At 69.7% G+C, this 17,656-nt stretch carries 15 protein-coding genes; 4 read left to right on the top strand and 11 right to left on the bottom strand.

The features are described 5' to 3' along the window. Positions 1 to 9: 9 nt before the first annotated feature. The 8 genes from ACKTT0_RS13465 to ACKTT0_RS13430 form a co-directional block, all read right to left on the bottom strand. Positions 10 to 1,410, bottom strand: a complete 1,401-nt coding sequence (locus tag ACKTT0_RS13465) for an MmgE/PrpD family protein (protein WP_407850372.1) — start codon at positions 1,408 to 1,410, stop codon at positions 10 to 12. Positions 1,411 to 1,438: 28 nt separating this feature from the next. Further along, a complete protein-coding gene (locus tag ACKTT0_RS13460; RefSeq protein WP_407850371.1) occupies positions 1,439 to 2,710 on the bottom strand; it encodes a TRAP transporter large permease in 1,272 nt (423 codons plus the stop codon). Beyond that, positions 2,707 to 3,339: a TRAP transporter small permease gene (locus ACKTT0_RS13455; protein WP_407850370.1), complete on the bottom strand. Its 633-nt coding sequence runs from the start codon at positions 3,337 to 3,339 to the stop codon at positions 2,707 to 2,709. Before ACKTT0_RS13455 ends, ACKTT0_RS13460 begins: the two co-directional genes overlap by 4 nt. Further along, positions 3,326 to 4,330: a TRAP transporter substrate-binding protein DctP gene (gene dctP, locus ACKTT0_RS13450; protein WP_407850369.1), complete on the bottom strand. Its 1,005-nt coding sequence runs from the start codon at positions 4,328 to 4,330 to the stop codon at positions 3,326 to 3,328. Before dctP (ACKTT0_RS13450) ends, ACKTT0_RS13455 begins: the two co-directional genes overlap by 14 nt. Next, entirely contained in the window at positions 4,327 to 5,943 is a 1,617-nt protein-coding gene (locus tag ACKTT0_RS13445; RefSeq protein ID WP_407850368.1) for an amidase, read from the bottom strand. The genes dctP (ACKTT0_RS13450) and ACKTT0_RS13445 overlap by 4 nt, the downstream gene beginning before the upstream one ends. Position 5,944: 1 nt before the next feature. Next, a complete protein-coding gene (gene dctP / locus ACKTT0_RS13440; RefSeq protein WP_407850367.1) occupies positions 5,945 to 6,934 on the bottom strand; it encodes a TRAP transporter substrate-binding protein DctP in 990 nt (329 codons plus the stop codon). Positions 6,935 to 6,993: 59 nt separating this feature from the next. After that, the gene (locus ACKTT0_RS13435; RefSeq protein ID WP_407850366.1) at positions 6,994 to 7,497 is read right to left on the bottom strand and encodes a MaoC family dehydratase; all 504 of its coding nucleotides are present in this window, start codon (positions 7,495 to 7,497) and stop codon (positions 6,994 to 6,996) included. Between the two features lie 91 nt (positions 7,498 to 7,588). Next, entirely contained in the window at positions 7,589 to 8,476 is an 888-nt protein-coding gene (locus tag ACKTT0_RS13430) for a LysR family transcriptional regulator (RefSeq protein ID WP_407850365.1), read from the bottom strand. A 120-nt stretch (positions 8,477 to 8,596) separates the two neighbouring features. On the opposite strand from ACKTT0_RS13430, the gene ACKTT0_RS13425 reads away from it, so the two are divergent. The 3 genes from ACKTT0_RS13425 to ACKTT0_RS13415 all read left to right on the top strand — a co-directional run bounded on the left by ACKTT0_RS13425 (position 8,597) and on the right by ACKTT0_RS13415 (position 12,533). Further along, positions 8,597 to 10,276: an acyl-CoA dehydrogenase family protein gene (locus ACKTT0_RS13425; RefSeq protein ID WP_407850364.1), complete on the top strand. Its 1,680-nt coding sequence runs from the start codon at positions 8,597 to 8,599 to the stop codon at positions 10,274 to 10,276. 100 nt (positions 10,277 to 10,376) lie between these two features. Then, positions 10,377 to 11,354, top strand: a complete 978-nt coding sequence (locus tag ACKTT0_RS13420) for a Bug family tripartite tricarboxylate transporter substrate binding protein (protein WP_028356669.1) — start codon at positions 10,377 to 10,379, stop codon at positions 11,352 to 11,354. Between the two features lie 9 nt (positions 11,355 to 11,363). Then, positions 11,364 to 12,533, top strand: a complete 1,170-nt coding sequence (locus ACKTT0_RS13415) for a CaiB/BaiF CoA transferase family protein (protein ID WP_407850363.1) — start codon at positions 11,364 to 11,366, stop codon at positions 12,531 to 12,533. 20 nt (positions 12,534 to 12,553) lie between these two features. Here ACKTT0_RS13415 and ACKTT0_RS13410 read toward each other — a convergent pair whose 3' ends face one another. Together ACKTT0_RS13410 and ACKTT0_RS13405 are read right to left on the bottom strand one after the other, a co-directional pair. Beyond that, positions 12,554 to 13,525 (bottom strand): Bug family tripartite tricarboxylate transporter substrate binding protein, encoded by a 972-nt coding sequence (locus ACKTT0_RS13410; protein ID WP_407852428.1) that lies wholly within the window; start codon positions 13,523 to 13,525, stop codon positions 12,554 to 12,556. 7 nt (positions 13,526 to 13,532) lie between these two features. Further along, positions 13,533 to 14,813, bottom strand: coding sequence for an amidase (locus tag ACKTT0_RS13405; RefSeq protein ID WP_407850362.1), 1,281 nt, complete (start codon positions 14,811 to 14,813; stop codon positions 13,533 to 13,535). Between the two features lie 86 nt (positions 14,814 to 14,899). Here ACKTT0_RS13405 and ACKTT0_RS13400 point away from each other — a divergent pair, with 86 nt between their 5' ends. Next, positions 14,900 to 15,811: a LysR substrate-binding domain-containing protein gene (locus ACKTT0_RS13400; RefSeq protein ID WP_407850361.1), complete on the top strand. Its 912-nt coding sequence runs from the start codon at positions 14,900 to 14,902 to the stop codon at positions 15,809 to 15,811. A gap of 12 nt (positions 15,812 to 15,823) precedes the next feature. Here ACKTT0_RS13400 and ggt read toward each other — a convergent pair whose 3' ends face one another. After that, positions 15,824 to 17,575 (bottom strand): gamma-glutamyltransferase, encoded by a 1,752-nt coding sequence (gene ggt, locus ACKTT0_RS13395; RefSeq protein ID WP_407850360.1) that lies wholly within the window; start codon positions 17,573 to 17,575, stop codon positions 15,824 to 15,826. Positions 17,576 to 17,656 lie beyond the last annotated feature (81 nt).

The following is a 17,656-nucleotide window of genomic DNA, read 5'->3' as shown; positions in this document are numbered from 1 at the left end:
GCTGCCCGCTCAGGCCTGCCCCAGTTGATCGGCCAGGTCGCGGGCCCGGCCCTGTTCCAGGCCCAGCACGCAACGCTCGATGGACTCGGCGCGCGCCTCGGCGACCTGGCGCCGGGCGTTGTCGCGGAACTTGGCGCGGATATCGCCGGCTGTCAGCGGACGGTCCTCCGCGCCCCGGTTGACCGCCTCGCGCTCGCGCAGCGTGCGGCCGTCCTTCAGCTCGACGATGACTTCACCTGAGTAGTGACGCGGGAAACCGCTGGCCGGGTCATGCCGGTAATCGGTGACGGCGGCCAGCGCCAGCACGGCGGGATCGCGCAGGGCGGCCTCCTCCAGGTCGTCCAGGGTCAGCCGCCCCCTGCACAACGCGGTGCCGACCAGATAGGGAATGCTGAATTGCGCCTCATAACTGTTGGCGGGCTTGCGCTTGGCTGCTTCCGGCTCGCACACCGTCTTGACGACCTCGGCCGGCACCAGCACGGTGACGCGGCGCACCTGGTCCGCGCGCACGCCCTGGGCGTGCAGGCGCGCCGCCGCGTCTACGCTGGCGTGCGTGAAGTGGCAGGCCGGCAGCGGCTTGACCGATACCCGCTCCACCTCCCACAGCTCGCCCAGGCCCGCCGTCGCCAGCTCCAGGTCGTAGCCGGTGGCGCCCAGGTGGCTGGCGTACAGGCCGAAGCGCCCCTCGTAGGCCAGCCGGGTGCCGGTGTAGCCGTGCTTGCCGAACGTCGCGGACGTGATGCCGGCGTTGGCGGCCCAGCCCGGATGCATGCGCTTGTTCCAGGCCCCGTCATTGAGGAACTCGAGGCTGCCCGCCGCGACGGACAGCGCGATGCCCTGCGCATCCACCATCTGCGCGGCGTCCAGGCCGAGCAGCCAGCCGGCCGCGAGCGTGCAGCCGAAGGCGCCGATCAGCCCCGTAGGGTGGAACCCGACTTGGTGGAACCCGCCCTTGGCGACCGCGCCCAGCCGCGTGGCAGCTTCCATGCCCAGCACATACGCCGCCACCATATCGGCGCCGGAGCGGTTGTCGCGCACGGCCAGCGCCAGCACGGTCGGCAGCACCGAGGCGGTGGCATGGATCACGCCGCGCGCGTGCGTATCGTCGTAGTCCAGCCCGTGCACCAGCACTCCGTTGGCCAGCGCCGCATTGCGTGGATCCAGGCGCAACGGGCTGCCCATCACCACGCTGTCGCCGCCTCCGTCCAGCTCGGCGATGGCCGCCAGCGCGCGGCGCGAGAAATCGTAGCCATGCGAAGCCAGGGCGATGCCGATGGAATCCAGCATCAACAGGCGGGCGCGCTCCCGTACCCGCTCGGGGATGCGGGCGCCATCGAAGCCGGCCGCATAGCGCGCCAGCGTTTCCGAAACCGCCGCACCGGCGGCCGGCGTAGCTGCGTTGTCTTTCATGTGCGTCTCCAGGTTCGGCGAGCGCCCGTCAGGTCACCAGCATCAGCGACAGCGAGGGCACAAAGGTAATCAGGGCCAGCGATACCAGGCGTGTCACATAGAACGGCACGACGCCGCGCGCCACCTGCTCCACCGGAATGCGCGCGATGCCGCTCATGACAAACAGGTTCAGGCCGATGGGCGGGGTCAGCGTGGCGATCTCCACGTTGGCCACCATGATCACGGCGAAATGCACCGGATCGATGCCCAGGTGGGTCGCCATGGGGAACAGCAGCGGCGCGGTCAGTACGATCATCGCCACGCCGTCCAGGAACATACCCAGCACCAGCAGCACGACATTGGCCAACAGCAGGAACTGCCAGGCAGTCATGTCCATGCGTTCCATGAACCCGATCAGCGAGGCCGACACGCCCATGCGCGCCAGGATGAAGCCGATCAAGCTGCCGCCCATCACTACCATGAAGATCATGGTGGATTGCAGGATGGACTCCTGTGATACCTGCCACACGCCGCGCCAGCTCATGGTGCGATACAGCACCACGCACAGCAGCGCGGCATAGCCCGCCGCCACCGCCGACACCTCGGTGGGCGTGAAAATGCCCAGATAGATGCTGCCCAGCACCAGCACCGGCATGGACAACGCGCCGGCGGCGCGCGGCAGGCGCCGCGCGAAGCCGGCCAAGTCGGGCCGGCCGGTCGTGGCGCCGTAGCCATGGCGGCGCGTCAGCCAGACGGTGGTCAAAAGCAAGAACGCCGCCTCCATCAGGCCGGGCACGATGCCGGCCACGAACAGTTTGTCCACCGGCAGGCCGACAATGGAGCCGATCAGGATGAAACCGAGCGATGGCGGAATCATGAGGCCCAGGGTGCCGCCCACGGCAACCAGCGCGGCTGAGAAGCGCGGCGGGTAGCTCTCGCGCTTCAGGCCGTCAACCGTGGCGGCGCCGATGGCTGCCGCCGAACCCACGCTGGAACCGGATACCGCCGCGAAGAATACGCAGGCCAGCATCACGGTCAGCGCCAGGCCGCCGCGCACGCAGCGCACCAGGCTGCCGATCAGTTCGATCATCACGGCGACGATATTGCCGCGCATCATCAGGTTGCCCATCAGCACGAACATCGGGATCGCCATCAGCGGATAACTATTGATCGATTTGAAGGCGGTCTGCGCCACTACCGTAAGCGGCACGCCGTCCACCGACATCACCATGGCGCTGGACACCAGGCCCATGGCCGTGCCAACGTGCGCGCCCAGCGCGAGCAGCACCAGCAGGCCCATGACGGAAAGTGCGAGCGTCATGGCAGCGGCTCCTGGCGGGCCAGGGCGGCGGCGACGCCGGCATCCGGCTCAGCTTCGACCGGGGGACTGGCGAAGGGGTCGCCCCAGCGCCAGGCATGCCAGCCGGCGCACGCGTAATACAGGAACAATGCCACACCGCCCACCGGCATGGCCAGGAACAACAGCCACATCGGCAGCTCGAGCGAGGACTCGGACACCATGCCCATGGAGTAGAAGCGCTGCACTTGCGGAACGGACGAATAGCCCAGGATGAAGGCGAATGCCATGCCGGCCGCGCATGACAGCAGCCACACGACGCGCTGTACGGCGCCCGGCAGCCGTTGCACCAGCAGCTCGGTGCGGATATGGCACTGGCGGAAGCCGGCGATGCCCAAAGTCAGGAAGAACGCCCATACCATCAGGAAGCGCACCGACTCTTCGGCCCAGAAATAGCTTACGTTCAGCACGTAGCGGCTGAAGCCTTCCAGGATCATGATGGCCGTCGCGCCCAGCGCCAGGATGGTGGCCACCGCCAGCGTCAGCCGCGACGCCCACCCCAGCCGGCCGAATTCCGGCGCCGCGCGGGCGGCGCTCCCGTCCCGCCGCCGCGCCACCGACAGCGAAGCCGAATCGAAGTCACTTGCCATCATGGATGCACTCCTTGCGTATCTGTTCCAGTTGCGCGACTGCCTTGGCATGCTTGCTGCGGAATCCGGCACCGGCCGACACGAAACGCTCTTTGAGCTGGTCGACTTCGCCGGGCGCCATGACGCGGTAATGGCCGCCCTGCGCCACCATCCGATCGATCAATTCGCGGTCCTTGGCCACCGTCTCCTGCCATTGCCGCGCGATGATTTCCTGCAGGACCTCGCGGATCGCCGCGCGCTGCGCTTGCGGCAACCCATCCAGCCATTGCTTGTCAACCGTCACCGCCGAAGTGGCCAGGCCCATGCCCGGCGCCAGGGTCGCGTACCTGGCGGTATTGCCCAGCACATCCACCCATCCCGCCGGCGATGTCATGGCGCCGTCGATGGCGCCTTGCGACAGGGCCGCCGACATTTCCGAGGCGGACATCGAGATCGGGCTGGCCTGTACGGAACGCATCGCGTCCAGCATGATCTGCCCGCCAATCACGCGTACCTTCTGGCCTTTCAGGTCGGCCACCGTCCGGACGTCCCGGTCTTTCATCAGGAAGATGAGGTCGGCGGTGCGCAGGAACCCCAGCACCTGCATGCCGCGCGGCTCCAGGTAGCCTGAAATCATGCGCGTGAAACCGTCGGCAAAGCAGGCGTTAGTCATTTCTTCGGTCGTCAGGGCAAACGGCAGGCTCGCCAGCCCGACCCGCGCATCGAACTGCTCCAGCCGCGACGACACCGGCCAGACCATGTGCACCGCGCCGGTGCCGAGCGCAGCCAGCCCATCGCGGTCGTTGTAGAGCTGCGAGGCCGGGAAATACTTGCCCTGCACGGCGCCGTCGGTGCGCTTGGCCACCTCGGCGATGAACTGCTCGATGTAGGGGCTGGGGTTCGTGGCCAGCGGAATCTCGCTGGTAATGATCATGTCGGTCGCGCCCGCCGGCGCGCCCCAGCCGATGGCCAGCGCGGCGCACCACGGCGCGGCCTTGCGCCAGAATGCAGTCATGTCGTCTCCTCCTCGTGGATCGTGCCGGCCCGGCCGCTGCTGGCCACCGGGCGGCGCCGGTGCCAGTCAGTGCATTGCTGGAACAGCCGGCCCAGCGCCAGCACACGGTCTTCGCCCAACGGCGGCCCGACCAATTGCATGCCCAGTGGCAAGCCGCCGGCGCCAAGGCCCACCGGCACGGTCAATGCCGGCAGGCCCAGGTAGTTGATGCCGCGCGTCCAGGCGGACAGCAGGGCAAAGTCGCGCTCCAGGCGGGCCTGGTCGCCGGCCTGCGCGTCTTCGACCAGTGGCGCCACGTCGGGAGTCGTGGGTAGCAGCACCGCATCGGCGTCGCCCTGCACTTCGCGCAGATAGCCCCGCAGGAACGGTCCGCGCAGCCGCAATGCATCGCAGTAGTCCACACCGGGCACCAACAGGCCGCGCGCAATGCGGCGGCGCACCTGGCGCCCATACTGGCCGCCACGCTCCCGCAGCCAGCGCTGGTGCATCGCGGCCGCCTCCACCGCGAGCAGGATGGAAGCCAGCAGGCCGGCGCGCTGCAACAGCGCGTAGGGCGACGCCACCGGAATGCATTCGACGCCGGCATCGCGCCAAACACGCACGGCCTCATCCAGCGCACGGCGCATGTCTGCCGACAGCGGATCGTCGTCGCGCCACTGCGGTACGGCCACGCGGGCGCGGCGCGGCATCGTCCCGACGCTGACGCCCGCGTCCAGGCACGCCAGGTCGGCAGCGTCGGGACCCGCCATGGCGCGGTAGGCATGGCCGCACAATTCAGCCGTATGCGCCAGCGGCCCGATGCAATCGAGACTGGGAGACAGCGGCATGGCGCCCGCCATGCTGATGCGATGCTGACTGGGCTTGAGACCGGTCAGCCCGCACAGCGCGGCGGGCAGGCGCACCGAGCCTCCGGTATCCGAACCGATGGCCAGCGGCACATGGCCGGCCGCGACCGACATGGCCGCGCCGCTGGAGCTGCCGCCCGATGCCCTGCTGGTGTCCCACGGGTTGCGGCCCGGGCCGCAGGCGGCGTTCCAGCCGGTGGGCGACATGGCGAATTCGGCCATGTGCTGGGTGCCCAGCACGACCGCCCCGGAGGCGCGCAAGCGCGCCACGATGGCGGCGTCGGCCGTCGCCGCCGGGCCGTCCCGGCGTAGCGGCGAGCCCCAGCCGGAAACGCGGCCCTGCCGGCCGAACATGTCCTTGATGCCTACCGGCATGCCATGCAGCGGGCCCCGCGCGCGCCCCTCACCCCGTTCCGCGTCGCGCAGTTGCGCCTCGGCGAGCGCCGCATCGGCGTCGACGTCCACCCACGCCAGCCTGCCGGGCGGCGCGCATTCGATCCGCGCCAGGCTGGCCCGCACCCAGGCCACGCTGGCCCGATCATCCCCCTGCCGCGGTAGCGGCGTGTCGGGCCAAGGTTGCAGGGCCGATGCGCGCAACACCTGGCCGAACGGCACGGCGACCTGCGTCATATCCAGCCCGGCGGCCTCCTGTGTCACGGCCGCCGTCAGGACGGCCACCGCCTCGGCCAGGTCGGGCACATCCTGCGCCTCCAGCGGCAGACGACGCGCCCGCACCCATTGCCGCGCCGACTCGACGAGGTCACTCATGTCAGGCTCCACAGCGCTTGGCGATGGCATCGACTTGCCGGACCACGTCGGCATACTTGTCGGTATAGCTCTTCTTGGCCGTATCGGCGCGCGCCTGCCATTCCGCCGCGGCGGCCTCGTCGGCCACCCGGTAGATGGCGCCCTGCTGCTCCATCTGCTTGACCAGCTTGGCGTCGGCCGCGCGCGCCTCTTCCCATTGGCGCTTGAGGATGCTGTCCAGGCTGGCGGCCACCGCGTCGCGCTGCGACGGCGTCAGCTGGTCCATCCAGCTCCGGTCGGCCACCACGGCATAGGTGGCCAGCGACATGCCAGGCACATGGAAGGCATACTTGCCGGTATTGCCGATCATCTCGGCCCAACCGGCAGGCGAGGTCAGCACGCCGTCGATAGCGCCCTGGGCCAGCGCCGTGCTCATTTCGGAAGCCGCCATCGAAATCGGGCTGGCGCCGAAGCTGCGCACCATGTCCAGGAAAATGCGCCCGCCGGTCACGCGCAGCTTGGCGCCCTCCATGTCGGCCAGCGACTTCACGTCGCGGTCGCGGAAAATGAAGAAAAGGTCGGCAGTACGCAGCAGGCCCAGCACTTGCAACTGGCGCGACTTCAGGCGGTCGGACATCAGCTCCGCAAGACCGCTGGCGAAGCAGGCGTTTGCCATCTTCTCATCCGACAAGCCGAAGGGCAGGTTCACGTAACCCAGGCCAGGATCCAGCGTTTCCAGCCGCACCGAAACCGGCCATACCATGTGAACGGCGCCCGTGCCCAGCGCCGCCAGGCCATCCTGGTCGTTGTACAGCTGCGAGGCCGGGAATACCTTGACCTGTACTTCGCCGTTAGTGCGCTTGGCCACGTCTGCGGCGAACTCATTCATGTAGCGGGTCTTCCAGTGCGAGGCCGCGACTTCCGACGTCAACACCATTTCGACGGCGCCCGCGGCAAGCGGCGACGCCAACGCGAGCAGCAGGGCCGCCCGGCATAACAGCGGGTGAAACATGGCAATACCTCCTCTGGTGAGTACTGCGATGCGGCGCGGGCCGGCCCGCGCGAGGGGCCCTACTGGTCGCCCACGCCGTGCCCTCGCTTGGGCACCAGGCAGGCACGGATGAAATTCATCACTTCCACGCCGTCCTGGTTATGGGCGCGCGTACGGGTGGTGACGATGCCCTGGGTCGGCCGGCTGCGCGATTCGCGCAACTCCAGCACCTCGGACTCGGCATACAGGGTGTCGCCGGCAAAGACGGGCGCAGTCAGGTTGATTTCCCTCCAGCCCAGGTTGGCGATCGCCTTGCCGCTGACATCGCCGACCGTCATGCCCAGCACGACCGCCACCGTCAGGCCGCTATTGACCAGCAGCCGGCCGAATTCGCTCTGGCCGGCGTACGCGGCGTCGCAATGCATCGGATGAAAATTCATCGTCAACAGCGAGAACTGGATGTTGTCGGCGTCGGTCAGGGTGCGCCCCGGCCGGTGCTCATATACGGCCCCCAGCTCGAATTCCTCCAGATATCGCCCGAAACTGAAGCGATATCGCTTGGGACCTACGGCCACGACCTCCATGCCTGCCTCCTTTGTCTGCTTTGTCACTTTGTATGGACAAATGCTCGGGCAGAATGACAGACGTGTCAATGATTTTTTATCGTGCAGTGCATCATCGCCCGTATTGGGCGCGCACCAACTCCACCGCCGTGCGCAGCAACGGCGTATCCATTTCACGCCCCCAGATCGCCTGGCTGACCGAGCGCGCCTGGTGGTCAAAAGCGATGAAACGCGTGCCGGCCAGGCCGCTGCGCGCCAGGCAGGCCGGCACGATCGACACCCCCAGCCCCTGCGACACCAGCGCGGCGACGCTGAGCCAATGCCGCACCTCATGGCGGATCAGCGGATGAAAGCCGGCCGTCACGCACAAGGACAGGACCGTCTCGTGATAGCTGGGCGAGGCCGCACGCGCGAACAGGATGAAGTCGTCGTGGGCCAGCGCCTGCAGCGACACGCGGCGGCGGTTCGCCAGGGGATGCGTATCGGGCACGCACAGCACGAACGGCTCGGCCACCAGGTCCAGGGTCTGCACCTCGGCGGGCGCGGGATTGGCGTGAATGAAGCCCAGGTCCTGCTCGCCGCGCCGCACGGCTTCGATCTGGTCGTGCGAGTTCAGCTCGGTCAGCACGTGCTCGACGTCCGGCAAGGCGGCGCGCATGGCCGCGAGCAGGTCCGGCAGGCCGCGGTACAGCATGGAGCCGACGAAGCCGATGCGCAGGCGCCCGCGCAGGCCGGCATCGACACGCTGCACCAGCGTGCCGACCGCCTCGGATTGGCGCAGCAAGGCTTGCGCCTCGCGGTACAGCACCCGGCCGGCTTCGGTCAGCGCCACATGGCGGCTAGTGCGTTCCAGCAGGCGCACCCCCAGCGTGGCTTCGAGCTGCCGGATGGCGTAGCTGAGCGGCGGCTGCGAAATGTGCAGGCGCGCGGCGGCCCGGCTGAAATGCCGTTCTTCCGCGACGGCGATGAAATAGCGCAGCAGGCGCGGTTCGAGATCCATGAGTACCTGGCCCGGAGATTCATACTTTTCTTGTATTGTTCTACACAAAAACGGTATTTGTATAGATAGATTGCATGAGACAACATCGGCTTTCCCATCTTTGCCCGCCGTGCCATGTCCATGCCTGCCACCGCCACTGCCGTGCCTGATTCGCGCGGCCTCAATCTGTTCCGCGCCGACCCCTATGCCGCCGGCCTGTGCGCCCTGTACCTGCCGGCCGACCTGCACGCCCACCTGCTGCCACACCTGGACCGCCTGGGCGCGCTGGCCGGCGGACGCATCGACGAGCTGGCGGCGGTGGCCGACAAGCATCCGCCCACCCTGTCGGTGCGCGACCGTGCCGGCCAGGACGAATCGCGCGTGCACAAGCATCCCGCTTATGTCGAACTCGAGCGGCTGGCCTACAGCGAATTCGGGCTGGCCGCCCTGTCGCATCGCGGCGGCGTGCTCGGCTGGCCCGCACCCATGCCGCCGGCCGCCAAGTACGCGCTCAGCCACTTGTTCGTGCAGGGCGAATTCGGCCTGTGCTGCCCGGTCAGCATGACCGATTCGCTGGCGCGCACGCTGCGCAAGTTCGGCGATCCGGCGCTCATCGAGCGCGTCTTGCCGCAAGTGACGTCGCAGGATTTCGATACCTTGCGCCAGGGCGCCATGTTCATGACCGAGCAAGGCGCCGGCTCCGACGTCAGCGCCACCACCACCAGCGCCGAACTGCATGCCGACGGGTCCTGGCGGCTGCATGGCGACAAGTGGTTCTGCTCCAACCCGGATGCCGGTTTCGCGATGGTGCTGGCGCGCAGCGAGCCGGTCGAGGGCCTGAAAGGCGTGTCGCTATTCCTGCTGCCGCGCGATTTGCCGGACGGCGCGCACAACCGCTATCGCATCCTGCGCCTGAAGGACAAACTGGGCACGCGCTCGATGGCCAGCGGCGAGATCCGCCTGGAGGGCGCGCTGGCCTGGCTGGTGGGCGAGCGCGGCCAGGGCTTCAAGCACATGGCCGACATGATCAACAACTCGCGCCTGTCCAACGGCATGCGCGCCGCCGGCCTGATGCGGCGCGCCGTGACCGAGGCCGTGTATTTCGCCCAGCAGCGCCGCGCTTTCGGCAAGCGCCTGGTCGACATGCCGCTGATGCGCCGGCAATTGGCCAAGATGAGCGTGTGGGCCGAACAGGCGCGCAGCGTGATGTTCCAGACCGCCCAGGCGCTGGCCGAGTCCGAACGCGATGCCGAGGCGGCCGCGCTGGCGCGCGTGCTGACGCCGCTGATCAAGTTCCGCGCCTGCCGCGATGCGCGCAAGGTCACGGGCGACGGCATGGAGGTGCGCGGCGGCTGCGGCTATATCGAGGAATTCGTCGAGGCCCGCCTGGTGCGCGACGCACACCTGGGCTCGATCTGGGAAGGCACCAGCAACATCGTGGCGCTGGACGTGCTGCGCGCCATCCAGAAGACGGATGCGCTGGACGCGCTGCGCCGCCGCGTCGACGCGCTGCTGCGCGAGGGCGCGCCGTGCGATCCCGCACTGGCCGACGCCCAGGCGCGCGCGCTGGACGGCGCCTGCGCGCTGGCGCGCCATGCCGCCCACGAGAACCGTCCCGACCTGGCGCGCCAGGCGGCGTCGGCACTGTACCACGTCGTGTCGCTGGCGGCGCTGCGCTGGGAAGCCCGGGCCCCCGGCCTGGCCAGCCGCGCCGTGCTGGCTGACCAGGTCTTGCGCCATCGCCTGATGCCGCGCGACCCTTGCGCCCTGCCCGCCGACGAGGACGCGGCCTGCCGCGCCCTGCTGGCCGACGCCCTGTAGCATCCGCGGCGGCGGCCCCCCCGGGGCCATCGCCTTGACAACAGCGCATCCGACCCGCGCGACGCGGGCGAGCCTGCGCCCCCACCCTGGAGAGACACTCATGCAACGACGTTTTTTTTGCCTGGCCATGGCCGGCGCCGCCCTGCTGGCGGCCGCACCCGTGCCGGCCGCCGAGGCGTTCCCGGACCGGCCCGTGACGCTGGTGGTGCCCTTCCCGCCCGGCGGCCCCACGGACGCGCTGGCGCGCCGCCTGGCCGACGGCTTGAAAGACCAGTTGAAGCAGACCGTGGTGGTGGAAAACCGCGGCGGGGCCGGCGGCAACATCGGCGCCGAGCACGTCGCCAATGCCACGCCCGACGGCTATACGATCCTGTTCGGCACTTCCGGGCCGCTGGCCATCAACGTGAGCCTGTATCGCAATCAGCAGTACGACCCGCAGAAGAGCTTCGCGCCCGTCATCCGCATCGGCCACCTGCCCAACATCCTGGTGGTGCACCCGTCGCTGCCGGTCCACAACGCGCAGGAACTGATCGCCTACGCCAAGCAGCACCCCGACCGGCTCAGCTATGCCTCGTCCGGCAACGGGGCGTCGTCGCACCTGGCCGGCATCCTGTTCAACAAGATGGCGGGCACCAACATCCTGCACGTGCCCTACAAGGGCACCGGCCCGGCGCTCAACGACCTGCTGGGCGGGCAGGTCTCGATGTCGTTCACCGACATCCTGACTGCGCTGCCGCACGTGCAGGCCGGCACGCTGCGCGCCATCGGCCTGGCCAGCGCCGAGCGCTCCGACGCGCTGCCCGACCTGCCCACGCTGGCCGAACAAGGGCTGGCGGGCTACGACGTCAGCGTCTTCTTCGGCATCGTCGCGCCCAAGGGCACGCCGCCGGACGTGGTCGCGACGCTCAACCGGGCGTTCGTCGCCGCGCTGGCCGACCCCGGCGTGAAGCAGACCTTGCGCAAGCAGGGCATCGTCGAGGCCGACGACCAGACCCCGCAGGGGCTGGCCACGTTCATCGCCGCCCAGGTGCCGAAATGGCGCGCCGTGATCCAGGAAGCCCACGTGGCCATGGACTGAGGAACCCCCATGACTTTTGCCGCACTGCAGGCCGGCGCGCTGGCCGGCTGCAAGATCATCGACCTGTCGCGCGTGCTGGGCGGCCCCTACTGCACCCAGCTGCTCGCCGACCATGGCGCCGACGTCATCAAGATCGAGCCGCCCGCCGGCGACGAAACGCGCGGCTGGGGCCCGCCGTTCCTGGACGATACGGCGTCGTACTTCATCGGCGTGAATCGCAACAAGCGCGGCATGACGCTGGACCTGTCCCAGCCGGCCGGCCAGGAGCTGCTGCGCCGGCTGCTGGCCGACGCCGACGTGCTGGTGGAAAACTTCAAGCCGGGCACCCTGGAGAAATGGGGGCTGGGCTACGACGCACTGAGCCGCGAGTTCCCCCGCCTGGTCCACTGCCGCGTGAGCGGCTTCGGCGCCGACGGGCCGCTGGGCGGCCTGCCCGGCTACGACGCCTGCGCCCAGGCCATGTGCGGACTGATGAGCGTGAACGGCGACGCACAGGGCGAAGCCACGCGGGTCGGGCTGCCGGTGGTCGACATGGTCACCGGCCTGAACGCCGCGGTGGCGGTCCTGCTGGCCCTGAACGAGCGGATGCGCAGCGGGCTGGGACAGTTCCTGGACATCACTCTGTACGACTGCGCGGTATCGCTGCTGCACCCGCATGCCGCCAATTATTTCTACAGCGGCAAGATCCCGGGCCGCACCGGCAACGCGCATCCCAACATCGCGCCCTACGAGACGCTGCCGACACGCAGCGGACCGATCTTCCTGGCGGTCGGCAACAACCGGCAATTCGCCGCGCTGGCCCGCGTATTGGGCGCGCCCGCCCTGCCGGACGATCCGCGCTTCGCCAGCAATGCCGAGCGGCTGCAGCATCGCGACGCCTTGCGCGAAGCCCTGGCGGGACTGCTGGCGGCGCACGATGCGGCGACGCTGGCCGAACAGTTGCTGCGCGCCGGCGTACCGGCCGCGGCGGTCCAGAACGTCGAGGACGTGCTCGGGCATCCGCACACCCGGCATCGCGGCATGGTGCTCGAGCAGGACGGCTACCGCGGCGTGGGTTCGCCTATCAAGCTGTCGCGCACCCCCGCCACGCTGCGGCGTTTGCCGCCGGCGCTGGGCGAGCACAATGACGAAGTGCGCCGGGAGCTGGGGCCTGTGCCCGCTGAAAAGCGTCCCGCATGAAAGCCCCAGGGCAGGCCTGATCAGTCGGACGTCGCGCCGGAGGCCTGCACGACCTGCTTCCATTGCTGGAACTCGGCCTGCTGGCGGCGCGCCAGCTCGGCCGGGCCGTCGTTCATCATGGCGACGCCGAGCTGGTCGAACTTCTGCCGCAAGGCCGGGTCCGCCATGACTTTGCGGATGGCCGAATGCAAGGCCTCGACCGACGCCGGCGGCGCCTGGCGGGCCGCATAGAAGGCCACCCAGAGATCGCCGCTGAAGCCGGGCACGGCCTCGTTGATGGCCGGCACGTCCGGCAACAGCGGGCTGCGCGCCTCGCTGCTGACGCCCAGCGCGCGCAATTTGCCGGCCTTGATGCTTTCCAGCGCCGACGGCAGGCTGGCGAACAGCATGGGCACCTGGTTGCCGAGCACGTCGCTCATGGCCGGCGCGACGCCGCGATAGGGAATGTGCCGCAGCCGCAGGCCGCCCCGTTCATTGAGCATCTCGCCCAGCAGGTGGTTCAGCGTGCCGGCTCCCGCCGAGGCGTATTCATACTGGTCCGGATTCGCCTTGGCCAGCGCCATGAATTCTTGCAGGTCCCGCGCCGGGAACGACGGGTTCACGCACAGCACGTTCGGCACCTGTCCCACCGCCGCGATCGGCGCGAAGTCGGCAATCGGGTCGAACTTCGCGTCCGGGTACACCCAGGGCACGATCAGCTGGTTGCTGTTGGCGGTGAACAATACCGTGTAGCCGTCCGCCGGCTCGCGCAGGAAGGCCTGGGTGCCCACCACCCCGCCCGCGCCGGGCTTGTTGACCACCACCACCGGCTGTCCCAGCACCGGCGCCAGTTTCTCGGCCATGATGCGGGCCACGATATCCACCGTGCCGCCCGGCGCGGTCGGCACGAAGATATTGAGCGGCCGGCTGGGATAATCGTCCGCCGCGCCCGCGGCGCCCGGCAGGCCGAGCGCGATGCACAGCGCCAGCGCCCCTTTCTTCAAGATCTTCAAGTACACGTCATTCCCCTTCTTGCGTGAGTAAGTGATGCAGGCGCCGGCCATGGGCGAGCAGCGCATGATCGTGCCCCCAGCCGGCGACCAGTTGCAGGCCGAGCGGCAGCCCGGCGGGCGTGCGCGCGGTCGGCAGGTGCAGGCATGGCCATCCCAGCACCGACCAGATCTTGTTGAAGGCGGCCGAGCCGGTGTGCCGCAGCCCGTGCGGCGCCGGTCCCGGCGTGCTGAAGGTCAGCACCAGATCGGCGCCGCCGTAGAGGCGGTCCCAGGCATGGCGCAGCGCGGCCTGCAGCGCCCGCATGTCGCGGTACTGCGGCGCGCCGATCGCCAGCCCGTGCGCCACCGCCTGGCGCAGCGCGGGGCTCAGCGCCGCGGCACTGCGCGCGACCACCGGCGCCAGGCTGCGCGCGAATTCGTAGTGCATGATCACCGCGTGCGCCTGCAGCAGCCGCGCGGTCTCGGACTCCATGCCGACGCGCTCGCACTGCATGCCGGCGGCGCGCAGCCGCGCGCAGGCGCGGGCAAGCTCGGCCTGGCTGTGGCCGCAGGCGCCGGCCTCCGGATTGCAATCCTGCACGGCGACCACCAGCGGCCGCCCGACAGGCTGGCGAGGCGCCGCGTCATTGAGCAGCACGTCGGCGAGACAGCGCGCATCGTCGACGCTGTTGGTGTACCAGCCGATCGTGTCGAGCGATTCGCAGGTGAGCTTCATGCCGTCGCGGAACACGCGGTCGAAGCTGGGCTTGAAGCCCACCACGCCGCAGAACGCGGCGGGCCGGATCATCGAGCCGCCGGTCTGGGTGCCGAGCGCCGCGGGCACCATGCCCGCCGCCACCGCCGCCGCCGATCCGCTCGACGAGCCGCCCGGCGTATGTTCCGGCGCGTGCGGGTTGCGGGTCGGCCCGGGGCTGCGAAAGGCGAACTCCGCCGTCACGGTCTTGCCGACCGGCACCGCGCCGGCCGCGCGCAGCATGGCCACGCTGCAGGCGTCGAAGCGCGCCTGCTGCGCCGGCAGCGCGGCGCCATGGCCGGTGGGCATGCCGGCCACGTCCATCACATCCTTGATGCCCACCGGCACGCCCGCCAACGGCCCGCTCCGGTATGCCGCCGCGTCCAGGCCGGCCAGCGCGTCGGCGGCCAGCACATGGGTCCAGGCGCGGATGCCGCCGTCGAGCCGCGCGATCGCGTCGAGGGCCTGCCGCGCCGCGTCCCACGGCCCGGCGCGGCCGGCCTCCACATCCCGCGCAATGGCATTCACCGACAAAGGAAAAGCAGCAGCCCGCATGAAGATCCGCACCTGATGGCATCCAAGACATGCGGCATCTTAGGAAGCGGATTAATCTATGTCTATTTCATAATTTCCGTGAAATTATGTCGAAATCGGAATTAATCTTCCTGGACGGGCGCCTGCTGGTGTTGTTCTGCACCGTCGCCGAGGAACTGCATTTCGGGCGGGCGGCCACCCGCCTGTTCATGACCCAGCCGCCGCTCACCCAGCAGATCAAGCGGCTCGAATCGATCGTCGGCGTCCCGTTGTTCGCGCGCACCACGCGCTCGGTCAAGCTGACGCCCGCCGGCACGGTCATGTACGAGCGGGCCCGCCGGCTGGCGGCGGATACCCAGTTGATGCTGCGCCAGACGCGCCAGGCGGCGCGCGGCGAGATCGGCACGCTGGCCGTCGGCATCACGCCCAGCGCCGCCAGTTCGCCGCTGGTGTCCGCGCTGAGCCATTACCGCGACGCCCACCCGGAAGTGCGCATCGAACTGCGCGAGATGAATTCGATCGACATGGAGCCGGCGCTGCGCGCCCGGCAGGTGGACGTCGCGGTGATGCGCCCGCATCCCGTGCCGGCGGATATCGAGACGCGCATCGTGTTCGAGGAACCGCTGTGCGTCGCGGTGCGGCGCGACCATGCCCTGGCCGGCCGCCGCCAGGTGTCATTGAAAGACCTGGCGGCGCATACGCTGGTGGGCTACCAGCAGGATGTCTCGCCCTACTTCCATGCCATGGTGCACCGCGTGTTCCGGCATGCGCGGCTCAAGCCCGACATCGGCCAGGAAAGCGTGATCCCCACCCTGTTGACGCTGGTGGAAGCCGGCGTCGGCCCCGCCATCGTGCCGCAGTCGCTGTCGCGGCTGCGCGGCGATTCGCTGCATTTCCTGCCGCTGCGCGGCGCGGCGGCCCCGCGCGCGCAGATCATGGTGGCGGCGTTGCAGGAACAGCCCAATGCCGCGGTGGAAGGTTTCGTCGCCGCGCTGTCGCAGTTCCGCGCGCCGCGCTGACGCCGCCGGCGCTCACTCGCCCTGCGCCAGCCCTTCGCGGCGCGGGTCGGCGCCGCCCACCAGCTCGCCGGGGCGGATGACGATACCCTGCAGCCCGCTGGGGAAATCGACCATCTTCACCTCGTGCCCCATGCCGCGCAGTGCCGGCGCCAGGTCCTGCAGCGCGGTGCCGCGCTCCAGTTCGGTGGCCTGGTTGCGGCTGCCCAGGTTGGGCAGCGAGATGGCTTGCTGGATATCCAGGTTCCAGTCCAGCACGCCCACCAGCGTCTTGGCCACATAGTTGATGATGGCGCTGCCGCCGGGCGAGCCGACCGTCAGGTAGGGCTGGCCGTCGCGGAACACGATCATGGGCGCCATGGAGCTGCGCGGCCGCTTGCCGCCCTGCACGCGATTGGCCACCAGGCGACCTTCCGGGTCCTTGAAGGACAGCGAGAAATCGGTGAGCTCGTTGTTGAGCAGGAAGCCGCGCACGAAGATCTTGCTGCCGAAGGCCGATTCGATGGTATTGGTCATCGACACGACGTTGCCCTGCGCGTCCACGACCGACACGTGGGTGGTCGAGGGCAGTTCCAGCGCATTGTCGCGGGCCCGGCTGGCCAGCAGGCCGGCGGGGTCGCCGGGCAAGGCCGTGCCCATGCTGCGGTCGGGCCGGACCAGCGCGGCGCGCCGGGCCAGGTAGGCGGGCTCGAGCATGGCCTGCATCGGTACCCGCGCGAAATCCGGATCGGCCACATAGAAGCCCCGGTCGGCGTAGGCCAGCCGGCCCGCTTCGGCAAAATAGTGCGCCGCCTGCACGCTGCGCGGCCCCAGCTTGTCCATGGGGAAATGCTCCAGCACGCCAAGGATCTGCAGCACTGCCAGCGGGCCGCTGCTGGGCGGCGGCGCGCCGCACAGGCGGTAGCCGCGGTAGTTGCCGCAGACCGGCTCGCGCACGCGCGCCTTGTAGCCCGCCAGGTCGGCCACGCTCAGGTCGCCCGGCGTGGCGTGCGCGCGCACCGCCGCGACGATGTCGTGCGCGATGTCGCCGTGGTAGAAGGCGGCGGCGCCCTTGTCGGCCACGCGCCGCAGCACCTCCGCGTATTCGGGGTTCTTCAGCACGTGCCCGACCGGCCAGGGCTGGCCATCGGGCGCCAGGAAGTAGCGCGCGGCGGCCGGCTGCGCCGCCAGCGCCTCGCGCGATTCCGCCACCATGGCATGCAGGCGCGGCGAGACTTCGAAGCCCTGCGTGGCCAGCTCGATGGCCGGCTGGAACAGGGTCCGCCAAGGCAGCCTGCCCTGTTGCCGGTGCGCCAGCTCCAGGCCGCGCAGCAGGCCGGGCGTGCCCACCGACAGGCCGCTGTCGACAGCCTGCCGGAAGGGCAGCGGCTTGCCGTCGCGCATGAAGCGGTCGGGGCGGGCCGCCGCCGGCGCGGTCTCGCGGCTGTCGTAGACGCGCACCTGCCGGGGGCCGGCGGCATAGTGCACCATGAACCCGCCGCCGCCGATGCCCGAAGACTGGGGCTCGGTCAGCCCCAGCACCAGCTGGGCGGCAATGGCCGCATCCGCCGCGCTGCCGCCGGCCTTCAGGATGCGGTAGCCCGCCTGCGTGGCCAACGGGTTGGCGGTCGCCACCATGAAATGCCGCGCGCTCACCGCCTGCTTGGCCTGGTAGCCGGACGCGGCTTCCGGATTGAGGTTCTCGTGCGCCGGGACGGCCACCTGGCCGGCCGCGGGCCCGCACAGCAGCGCGGCGCACAGCGCCGCCGTCCATTGTCGAATGTGCATCGTTGTCTCCGTAGGGTGGCGCGGCGCCGGCCGGCCCGCTTTGCCGGCCATTATCGCAATAGAATGCGCTTTGTCCGCCGC

The organism is Bordetella saccharivorans (assembly GCF_045862855.1).
GTDB classification, from domain to species: Bacteria; Pseudomonadota; Gammaproteobacteria; order Burkholderiales; family Burkholderiaceae_B; genus Bordetella_A; species Bordetella_A petrii_F.
The sequence above is the reverse complement of the archived record's forward strand: the minus strand, read 5'-3'. Positions and strand labels throughout refer to the sequence as shown.